The sequence below is a fragment of the Pseudomonas sp. Z1-14 genome (assembly GCF_051132005.1).
Taxonomy (GTDB): Bacteria; Pseudomonadota; Gammaproteobacteria; order Pseudomonadales; family Pseudomonadaceae; genus Aquipseudomonas.
The window spans coordinates 5,418,568-5,430,000 of record NZ_CP071646.1; the positions used below are offsets into that span (position 1 = coordinate 5,418,568).

The following is an 11,433-nucleotide window of genomic DNA, read 5'->3' on the forward strand; positions in this document are numbered from 1 at the left end:
GGCAAACCCGAGCTTCAGTCGTTTCCATCCAATTCCAGCATCAACCCGCTCAACCGCTTGACCTTGCGCCGAACCGCTTCTTCGAATATTCCCGTGCGCGGCTCGATCAGGCTGAACCACTGCTTGCCTCGGGTAATGGCGGTATACACCAGTTCCTTGGTCAAAACGGGGTTCAAGGCATCCGGAAGAATCAGGGCCGTGTGGGTGAATTCCGACCCCTGGGACTTGTGCACAGTCATGGCGTAAACGGTTTCCACGTCATTCAGGCGGCTGGGCAGGACGAAACGCACACCACCCCGGCCATCGTTACGAGGAAAGGCAACACGCAGGACCTGCTTGCCAGCGTCAGGACCATCATGCTCGGGCAACTTGAGAGCGATCCCGATATCGCCGTTCATCAATCCCAGCCCGTAGTCGTTGCGAGTCATCAGTACCGGACGCCCCTCGTACCACTGGTGATCGCTATCGATCAGGCGAGCCTTGAGCAGCGCGGCGGTGATTCTCGGGTTCAGGCCCTCGACGCCCCACGGCCCCTTGCGTACGGCACAGAGCAATTGGAACTCGTCAAAGGCCGACAAGACCTCACGCGCCCAATCAGTCCAGCAACTGTCCTCCAGCGGGCGAGAAATGTCCGGACGTCGCTCTCGCAGCAGGCTCAGATAATGTCGATAGCCCTGCGGACCACCGGGTCGACCATCGAGCAACCAGCGCTCGAGCGTCCCGTCGTGCTGGCTCTTCAGCGCCAGGGAGAACAGGTCGGCATATCGGCCCTCCTCCAGCAATTGACGAGCTTCTTCAGGTTGCTGTCGATTGACCCGTCGGGCCAGTTGGCCGATACCGCTGCCTTCGCCAAAGCGTCGGGAATGCCTGAGCATCACCACTTGCTGCGCGAGGGGGTGACTGTCGTCGAGATCCTGTTTCAGATCGCTCACCGCCAGGCTCTCGCCGCTGACGGATTCGAGCCAGGCGCGCGTCTGTGGGCTATACCAGCCGTCCTCGGCATCCCGACACAGATCCCCCAGTACCGCGCCGGCCTCCACGGAAGCCAACTGGTCCTTGTCGCCCAACAAAATCAACCGCGCATGGGACGGCAGCGCGTCCAGCAGATTGGCCATCATCTCCAGATCGATCATGGACGCCTCATCGACCACCAGCACATCCAACGGCAATCGATTGCCATGATGGTGGCGAAAATGTCGGGTGCCGGGACGGCTGCCGAGCAGGCGATGCACCGTGGTGACGTCGCAGGGAATTCGCTCGCGTACGGCGTCGATCACATCCAGCGTCCGGACTTGCTGGCTGATCGACTCGGTCAGCCGCGCAGCGGCCTTGCCGGTGGGTGCGGCCAGGCGAATCCGCAGCGGTTTCCCCGCCTCGACGGCAGGTGCCTGCAGCAAGGCAAGCAAGCGCACGACCGTGGTGGTCTTACCCGTGCCCGGGCCGCCGGTAACAATGCTGAACGCGCTCCGCGTCGCCAGCGCGCAAGCCAGCTTCTGCCAGTCGATCGGGCCGGTCGTGCTGGCCGGCCCGAACAGTCCGTCCAGCCGCTCGCGCAGGTCATCAGGGGCGCTTTCCTGTTCGGCCAGGCGTTGACGCAACGCCGCGTCGATCCGTCGTTCATAGCCCCAGTAACGACGCAGGTAAAGCCGTTTGCCGGACAATACCAGTGGCCGCTGCTGCGCCTCTTCGCTCTCATCGACCGCCAGGGCCACGAGGCGGCTGGACGCCAGGACCTTGCACCAATGGGCACCGTCCAGCGTTCTCAGGATCTGCGAAGGCAACAGCATCACGCCCGTCTGCAGGTCGCCCTCGGGGGGCAGTGACAGGGCGAAATCAGGTTCCTTGAGTGTCTCTAACAGGTCCAGGCAAACATGCCCATGGCCCAGTTGGTGGCTGGTCAGCGCAGCCGCCAGCAATACCAGCGGATCATCGCCAGGCGACAATTCATGGAGGAACACCACGAATGCCTTGTCCAGGGCCCGCAACCAGCCACGTTCCACCCAGCGCGTGAGCAACAGCAGCAGGTCCTCTGCACGACTCAGGGGCGCCAGGTCGACCAGCCCTTCGTCGTCGAGCGATTGAGGCAGCAGGTCGGCAAAGGAGCGACTCATAACAATTCTCCTTGCACCCATGCCAGCTCGGCCTTGGGCGCGGGTGCTCCCTGGAACAGGCGGTCAAGCTGTTCGATCAGTGCCCGAGGGGGCTTGGTGAAAAACACGCCCTGGCTGGCTGCACGTGTGCCGCGCAGGAAAAGATACAACGCGCCACCGACATGCCGGTCGTAGTCATAGTCTGGCAGGCGCGCCTTGAGCTGGCGATGCAGGGCCAACAGGTACAGCGTGTATTGCAGGTCGTAACGATTGTCCAGAATCGATTGCTCCATGGCTTGAGCGGTGTAGGCCATGTCATCGGCGCCCAGCCAGTTGGATTTGTAGTCAGCCACGTAATACCGGCCGTCATGCTCGAAGGTCAGGTCGATGAAGCCCTTGAACATTCCGTTGAGCAGTGCCGGTTCTGCGGCGACACGAGCCACGCCACCGTGGGTTGACTGGCAAACCAGCTCATCAAGCTTGAGCACATCAACCTTGTGACTGGAGAACCAGAACTCCATCTCGACCTGAAATTGGCTCAATTGAGCCAGTACCACCGGAGACTGTCCGCCACCGATCTGCAAGGGCGTCGTGACCAGGTGCTGCAACCAGTCTCCAAGGGTGCTGATCCAGCCTTTCCAGCCGCGGCGGTTGCAACGTCGCGCGATGGCATCTTCGAGGGCCATTGGCGAGGCGGTAAACCCCTCTCCGGCAGCCCATTCCAAGAGACCATGGAGAAACGTACCGGGGTTGGGACCGCGGGGGAAACGATGGATATCACCGCCGACGGCGATGACTTCCCTGGGAGCGTCAGGATCAAGCCGTTCGTCGTCGAACATTTTCTGCGCCTGCGGGTTTTCCGGCGCGGAATCGGTGCCGGCGCTGAGACTTTCTCCAAAGCGCAGCGCGCTGTACGAAGCGATCCACCAGTTCTCGCTGGCTTTACGTACCGGAAGCAAGGGTTCAAGCAACACCGCATCGTTACGTGGGGCTCGATAGTGCTGATCGTTGGCCTCCGGCATATCCTGGCAGCTCACCGCCTCGCTACCCTGCTGCAGATCTTCCAGCCAACGTCTCAACGCCACCGACTCGGTCAACGGCGCACCATTGCCCAACAGATACCCCAGCGCAGACAGATGCAGGATCGAGCGGCTGTTACTGCCTCGCTTGAGATCGGCCACACCTAACCAGCAGGCATGCTGCGCACGGGTGAGCGCCACGTATAAAAGCCGAAGATCCTCGGCCAGGCGCTCGTCGTCGGCCTTGGCGATCAACTCGGGGCTGGGCGTAAGACTGATCTGCGCATGACCGGCTTCATCGTGGTAATGCAACGGCAATCGAGTGCCGTCCACCGGTTTCGTCGAGCATATGAACGGCAGGAAGACCAACGGATACTCAAGCCCCTTGGATTTATGGATCGTGACCACCTTGACCAGTTGCTCGTCGCTTTCCAGGCGCAGGATCTGTTCTTCTCCCGCCTGCCCGGTCAATGCAAGGTGTTCGGACAGATAGCGAATCAAGGCCTGCTCGCCATCCAGCTCGACGGCGGCCTGCTGCAACAGCTCGCACAGATGCAACAGGTTGGTCAGCACCCGCTCGCCATCGCCACGCATCATCAAGGCCTGGGGCAGCTTGAAGTCATGCAGCAGGCGCCTCAGCATGGGCAGCACGCCCTGGGTGCGCCAGACCACCCGATAGCTACGGAACTGCATGACTCGGCGTTCCCAGGCCAACTCGTCCTGGTTGAGGCGCTCCAGTTCTGCAAGCGGCAGATTCAGGGTGACGCTGGCCAGCGCAGCTCGCAGCGGCCGCTCGACGTCCGGCTCGGCGCAAGCCTTGAGCCAGGCCAGCAAATCCCTTGCCTCCTGCGAGGCGAAGACCGAGTCCTTATCGGATAGATAAACGCTGCGCACACCCCGTGCCGACAACTCGTTTCGCACGGCCTGCGCTTCCTTGCCATCACGCACCAGGATGGCGATATCCGCCGGTCGAAGCCCCCGTAACATTTCCCCATCACCAACGAAGCCATCGTGCCCTGATTGGCCACCATTGAGCAGCGCCGTGATTTCACTGGCGCAGGCCACGGCCATTTGCTGTCGGTACACCGCTCCGGAGAGCGGCTGGTCCGAGGCCAGATGCCAGATATTCAAGGCCGCGACCGTCCGCCCCGCAAGCTGCAAGGACTCCTTGCGGCCCTGGGAGTCGACCGGCAGGAATGGCACCGGATTCTCACCCGATGGCTCGCGGAACAGAAAAGCCCCGCGCCCATTCAGCCGCGATTCGGCGTATTGAAAAATATGGTTCACAGCGCCGACCATGGCATGGCTGGAACGGAAATTGGTCCCCAGTGTATGCAACCTGCCGGCAGTGGCTTCGCGGGCGCGCAGATAGGTGTAGATGTCGGCGCCGCGAAACGCATAAATGGCCTGTTTCGGATCCCCGATCAGGAACAGCCCCGTTTCAGGATCGTTGTCGCCAATGCGATAGATGCTCTCGAAGATGCGGTACTGGACCGGGTCGGTGTCTTGGAACTCGTCAATCAGCGCAACCGGAAACTGCTCGCGAATCAGGCTCGCCAAGCGCTCCCCACCTTCAGCCTGCAAAGCTGCGTCCAGGCGCAGCAGCATGTCGTCGAATCCCATTTCCGCCCGGCGCCGCTTCTCCGCCTCGAAGCGCGCCCCGACCCACTGTGCAGCATGCTGCAGCACCGCAGCGTCAGGTGTGGGCAAGGCATCCAGGCCGGCCTTCAGGCCCGCCATGGCGTCCAGCCCTGGGTGGTTGGGCACGTCGCCCTTCCAGGCCTCGGCCATGCCTTCGGGCGTCAAGCGCGTGAAGCCGGTGCCGATGTCGAGCAACTCCAGGCTCTCGTCTTCAACCCATGCAGATAGCTTCTGAAACCATGGCTCGAAGTAACGAGCCTGCATCTTGCGCCCGTCGACGGTTTTATTAGCTACGCCTTGCTGGCAGATCTCCAGCAACTCCACCGCCCACTGCCGCCAGGGCGCCTTGAGATCGAGCAAGGCTGCGCTGCGCTCGCGCAGGGACGCGGTGATGAGTTCCGTCGGTTCAAGCCCATCGTCACCACCTCGCGAGTTGGCAAACAACCCCCTCACCCGTGGCAACAACGCAGCAGGACCGCCCCAGTGCGCTCGCACCCAATCCAGTGCCTCACCCTCCATCGAGTAGCAGAACAATCGCCAATAATCGCGCAGCACCTCGCCGAGCAATTCGCTGTGGTCGGTTTCCAGGGTCTGGGTGAACAGGCTGCCACTGTCAAAGGCATGCTCACGAAGCATCCGCTGGCACCAGCTGTGGATCGTCGAAACGGCGGCTTCATCCATCCATTGCGCGGCGATATCCAGCCGATTCGCACAGCCAGGCCATTGCCCTTTTACAAACTCATCACGCAGTGCGTTTATCAACGCGTCGGGAGCGGGAATCTCGTCACGAAAAAAACGCGCCGCCTCCGCGAGGCGGGTGCGGATGCGTTCGCGCAATTCCTTGGTGGCAGCGTCGGTGAAAGTCACCACCAGTATCTGCGGAGGAAGCAGCTCACGGCCAAAGCCGGCCGTCGAGCCGCCATGTCCCAGCACCAGGCGCAAGTACAACGCCGAGATGGTAAAGGTCTTGCCAGTTCCTGCGCTGGCTTCGATCAATTGACTGCCGCGTAGTGGGAAAGCCAGCGCCAAGGGTGTTTGTCGACTCATGAATGCGCTTCCTCACCCGCCAACGAACGCCACGGTGCTTCCAGAAGCGGTCGATAGAGCGCGTCACACCAGTCGGGGAATGTTTCGTCAGCGATAAGCGCATCGAAGTCGGCATATTGCCGAGCCAGGGCGGGGCTTTCGCGCCGCTCGCCTTCAGACGTCAGCCCATCGCCTTCGTAGGCTTTTCGAGCGGCCGATTCGGCTTTGTCCGGATCACTCTGGCCGAGCCAGGCGAAGGCGGTCTTCACTGCGATTGGCAGCGGTTGGCGCATGCCAGCCTGCCAGGCTTGCAACAAATCGCCGAGCAGCTTGCGGGCTACCGACTCGTCAAAAGGATTCAGCAGCAAGCTGTCATCGCTGGCGACCAATGCCGTCGTCATCGACAGACCGTTGGCGCAAGCCACGAGATGGTTCACCCAGGGTCGTATCAAGCGGTGCCATTTCCGGGTCCTGGTAGAACCGATACTGTTGGGAATGGCAGTGATGGCGAGGACCGCACCATCGGAGCGCTGGTGCAGACCGCTGAGCCAACCTTCAATGTTCACACCGTGTAATTGCAGGCTGACGGGCACGGCACTGGTCAGCGGAGTCGGCCATAGCACCAGAAGTTGCTGGTAGCGTTGCAGTAGATCAGGCAGCGGCTCGATCAATTCACGCTGCATACATTGGCCAAAGCCAGCCATGGGTAACAGGCCGCTGTTCTGAAGCCTCCTGGCATGGGCGTCCAATGCAAGGTCCGCTTGGTCAAGGCGAACAAGGGCAGCCTCAAGCAGGCTGTCGCTCAGGCTATAGCGCTGCAAGGCATCCAGGATGAAAGGTTCGTCGTCCGCCAATGGGGCTTCGAGAGGCTCGAAGAACACCTTGAGTCGCTGGCTGAAAAAGTGCCGGACAGGATTACGCAGGAAATCCTGCAACTGACCAAGCCCCAGGGGTTCCTCCTGAACGTAGGGCTCCAGGGCCCCAGGCTTGCCAGCGTGCTCATGAATCTCATGAAGTCCTCGCCATTCGCTGGCATAGCTGAACAGCTCATCGCCCTGGTAGAAATAACGAGCGCTGAACGGTTGCAAGGGGTGCTCCTGGGTCAGCGCTTCAAGAAGGTCGCCATGGACATCCGCCAACTGCCAGCCACTTGCGAGATGATCGCGCAACTGTCCGACCAGGACTGAGGCAGGCCGCTCGCTGTTGTCGCGGATGCTGCGCCCGACCCAACTGATGTAGAGTTTTTCCCGCGCAGAAAGCAGCGCCTCCAACAGCAGGTAGCGATCGTCCTCGCGTCGAGAGCGATCTCCCGGCCGATAATCACTGCCCATGAGATCGAAATCCAATGGCGGTTGGGCCCGCGGGTAATCACCATCGTTCATGCCCAACAGGCAGACCAGCTTGAAGGGGATCGCCCGCATCGGCATCAGGGTACAAAAATTGACCGCACCGGCGAGGAACCGCTGGGACAGTCGCCCTTGATCCAGCCCCGCCAGCCAGGCCTCTCTGACAACCGTCAACGGCAGCTCGTCGTGCAGGCCGACCGACTCGCAGGTTTCCAACCAGTTTTCACGCAAGTCCTCGAGCTGGGCCAGCAGATAATCGTCATGCTCGTTGCTCGCCAGAAAGAACAACTGCATCAGATCATGCAGGCGCGTCCCCCAGTCCTGAGGTGAGGCGGGTTGACTGAGCGCCTGGTAAGCAACCTCCAGGGCATCGAGCAATGCAACCAACGGACCGATCAATGCGGCATCCAGACCGCCGATTTCGTCATAGGGTTCTATGCCTTCATAGGCTTGCGAATCACCAACGGCATACCCCAACAACATGCGACGCAGGCCGAAACGCCAACTGTTCTGCTCCAACTCCGCGGGCAAGCCCAACCCGGCTCGGTGCTCGGCGCTTATCCCCCAACGGATGCCTGCGCCCTCGATCCAACGGTGCAGTGTCGGTAAATCGGCCTCATCAATGCCAAATCGCTCACGCAATGCCGGGACGTCCAGCAAATCAAGGATTTCGCTGACGGGGAAACGGCTATCGGGAAGTTTCAGCAAATGCTCGACGGCAATCAGCAGCGGATCGCGTCCACGCTGACCTTGGTCCGTCAGTGTGAATGGGATGAAACGCGGATCGACCCGGTCGAGTTGACCGAATACCGCGCGAATATGCGGCGCATAACTGTCGATGTCCGGGACCATGACGATGATATCCCGAGGGCGTAAAGCCGGGTCATTGCTGAAATGGGCAAGCAACTGATCGTGAAGAATCTCGACTTCACGCTGGGCGCTGTGGGCGATATGAAAACGGATCGATCCGTCTCGCGAGGTATCGACCGCGGGCCACTTTTCCCGGGTTTCGCTAAGTGGCCGCAGCTCAAGAATGTCATCCTGCAACTGGCTGAGGAGCGTAGTGGGATTGCCTTCGCTGAACAGGTCGATCCGCCCTTCGCGAAATACCGAGCGATAGGTGTTTGGCTCGTCATAGCTGTCGAGCAAGTTGATATAGTCGCGCCCCTGCTTCCCCCAGGCAGCCAGCAATGGATGAGCATGCTGATGCAAGGTTTGCGGGTCCAGGACGTCCGGCATACCGCTCTTGCGTGCCTGCCGCTTGTATTGGTGGCGAAGCAGATCCTTGTCGGCCACGATATCTGCCCAATGGTGACGGCATGGGTTATGGACGCACAGCAAAACCTGACTGAACCGTGACAGCCCGGCCAGGGCTTCGAGCGCTTGGGCGGGCAGTGAGGAAATACCGAAGACTATTACCCGTGCAGGCAGACCTTTTGGAGCGGCTTCCAGACTATTGATGCGCTCGATGTAGCGCTGATGAACACCCGCACGGCTTTGAGCCATGCCTTGCTCTCCCACATCCAGCAATAACGCCCGCCACAATTCCGCTTGCCAGCAATTCGCCGGCGCGAGCGGCTTGATTTCACCCCGGACGTTGCGGATCTGATGGCGCCCTTGGGCCCAGTCTTCGAGCCAGTCGGCGCGGTACACCTGATATTGGTCGAACAAATCTGCAAGGCGCTCGGACAACTGGTACCGCTTGCGCAAGTCCGTGTCATGGGTCAGAAAACGCCGCAGGGGCTCGAAATGGGGCTGTTCAATCAATTGCGGCAGGAGGCGCATCAGGCGCCACGTAAGCGGGGCCTTGTCCAGCAAGGACTTGGCTGGAATCTCATCACGCCCGAGCACCATTCGATAGAGCTGCCACATGAAACTGCCGGGCAACTGCACATCAATCGCAGCCGCGATGCCGCAGCCGCCCATGTCGTCGTCAAGGGGATCCTCAGCCAGTGCCAGCTTCAGCCATTGGGCAATGCCGTTGCTTTGTACGAGCGCGATTTCATTTTCAAGAGGGGCCAGCGGATAGCGCCGCATGAGGCTTATCACCAGGCTGCGCAGCTCATCAAGGCGGTTCCCGTGGACCACCATGAAAGCAGGGCTGAGGGACTTAGCGTCCGGCATAAAGGCGTCCTTGAAAAATGCAAAAGCCAGGGCGGAACCTTAGCATTGTCGGGGGGCCGTGACAGCCGGGAGCTTTCTGCACTTGTCGTAAGAATTTTCTTGCGGGCAAAACAAAACCCCTACCTGCGTCAGCAGATAGGGGTTTCGGAATTTAATCTTGACGATGACCTACTCTCACATGGGGAAACCCCACACTACCATCGGCGATGCATCGTTTCACTTCTGAGTTCGGGATGGGATCAGGTGGTTCCAATGCTCTATGGTCGTCAAGAAATTCGGTAGCCAGCGCGTGCCTTGCGGTCACGTTCCAGCGAATGGGTATGCGATAGTTTGTGGGTTTTGACTCGAACTTTCGGTTCATTTCGTCTTCACACACCGCAATCTGGCGCCTTTCTCCGTTTCCAGAGCAGGATCAGCAAATTGCTTGGGTGTTATATGGTCAAGCCTCACGGGCAATTAGTACAGGTTAGCTCAACGCCTCACAGCGCTTACACACCCTGCCTATCAACGTCGTAGTCTTCGACGGCCCTTCAGGGGACTCAAGGTCCCAGTGAGATCTCATCTTGAGGCAAGTTTCCCGCTTAGATGCTTTCAGCGGTTATCTTTTCCGAACATAGCTACCCGGCAATGCCACTGGCGTGACAACCGGAACACCAGAGGTTCGTCCACTCCGGTCCTCTCGTACTAGGAGCAGCCCCTCTCAAATCTCAAACGTCCACGGCAGATAGGGACCGAACTGTCTCACGACGTTCTAAACCCAGCTCGCGTACCACTTTAAATGGCGAACAGCCATACCCTTGGGACCGGCTTCAGCCCCAGGATGTGATGAGCCGACATCGAGGTGCCAAACACCGCCGTCGATATGAACTCTTGGGCGGTATCAGCCTGTTATCCCCGGAGTACCTTTTATCCGTTGAGCGATGGCCCTTCCATACAGAACCACCGGATCACTAAGACCTACTTTCGTACCTGCTCGACGTGTCTGTCTCGCAGTCAAGCGCGCTTTTGCCTTTATACTCTACGACCGATTTCCGACCGGTCTGAGCGCACCTTCGTACTCCTCCGTTACTCTTTAGGAGGAGACCGCCCCAGTCAAACTACCCACCATACACTGTCCTCGATCCGGATAACGGACCTGAGTTAGAACCTCAAAGTTGCCAGGGTGGTATTTCAAGGATGGCTCCACGCAGACTGGCGTCCACGCTTCAAAGCCTCCCACCTATCCTACACAAGCAAATTCAAAGTCCAGTGCAAAGCTATAGTAAAGGTTCACGGGGTCTTTCCGTCTAGCCGCGGATACACTGCATCTTCACAGCGATTTCAATTTCACTGAGTCTCGGGTGGAGACAGCGCCGCCATCGTTACGCCATTCGTGCAGGTCGGAACTTACCCGACAAGGAATTTCGCTACCTTAGGACCGTTATAGTTACGGCCGCCGTTTACCGGGGCTTCGATCAAGAGCTTCGCGTTAGCTAACCCCATCAATTAACCTTCCGGCACCGGGCAGGCGTCACACCCTATACGTCCACTTTCGTGTTTGCAGAGTGCTGTGTTTTTAATAAACAGTCGCAGCGGCCTGGTATCTTCGACCGGCGTGGGCTTACGCAGCAAGTGCTTCACCCTCACCGGCGCACCTTCTCCCGAAGTTACGGTGCCATTTTGCCTAGTTCCTTCACCCGAGTTCTCTCAAGCGCCTTGGTATTCTCTACCCAACCACCTGTGTCGGTTTGGGGTACGGTTCCTGGTTACCTGAAGCTTAGAAGCTTTTCTTGGAAGCATGGCATCAACCACTTCGTCACCCAAAGGGTAACTCGTCATCAGCTCTCGGCCTTAAGATCCCGGATTTACCTAAGATCTCAGCCTACCACCTTAAACTTGGACAACCAACGCCAAGCTGGCCTAGCCTTCTCCGTCCCTCCATCGCAATAACCAGAAGTACAGGAATATTAACCTGTTTTCCATCGACTACGCTTTTCAGCCTCGCCTTAGGGACCGACTAACCCTGCGTCGATTAACGTTGCGCAGGAAACCTTGGTCTTTCGGCGTGGGTGTTTTTCACACCCATTGTCGTTACTCATGTCAGCATTCGCACTTCTGATACCTCCAGCAAGCTTCTCAACTCACCTTCACAGGCTTACAGAACGCTCCTCTACCGCATCACTTGCGTGATACCCGTAGCTTCGGTGT

At 59.3% G+C, this 11,433-nt stretch carries 3 protein-coding genes and 2 rRNA genes (1 of these 5 only partly in view); all 5 read right to left on the reverse strand.

The genetic code is table 11. The annotated features are described in order from the left end of the window. Nucleotides 1–14 precede the first annotated feature (14 nt). Nucleotides 15–2,111 carry an exodeoxyribonuclease V subunit alpha gene (gene recD, locus J3P89_RS24955; RefSeq protein ID WP_434695959.1) on the reverse strand — a complete coding sequence of 699 codons (2,097 nt, stop codon included), beginning with the start codon at nt 2,109–2,111 and terminating at the stop codon, nt 15–17. Further along, nucleotides 2,108–5,797, reverse strand: coding sequence for an exodeoxyribonuclease V subunit beta (gene recB / locus J3P89_RS24960; protein ID WP_434695960.1), 3,690 nt, complete (start codon nt 5,795–5,797; stop codon nt 2,108–2,110). Before recB ends, recD begins: the two co-directional genes overlap by 4 nt. Beyond that, nucleotides 5,794–9,246, reverse strand: a complete 3,453-nt coding sequence (gene recC / locus J3P89_RS24965; protein ID WP_434695961.1) for an exodeoxyribonuclease V subunit gamma — start codon at nt 9,244–9,246, stop codon at nt 5,794–5,796. The genes recB and recC overlap by 4 nt, the downstream gene beginning before the upstream one ends. Nucleotides 9,247–9,401: 155 nt before the next feature. Continuing rightward, nucleotides 9,402–9,517, reverse strand: a 5S ribosomal RNA gene (gene rrf, locus J3P89_RS24970). A 164-nt stretch (nt 9,518–9,681) separates the two neighbouring features. Then, nucleotides 9,682–11,433 (reverse strand): 23S ribosomal RNA (locus J3P89_RS24975) (it continues 1,140 nt past the right edge of the window).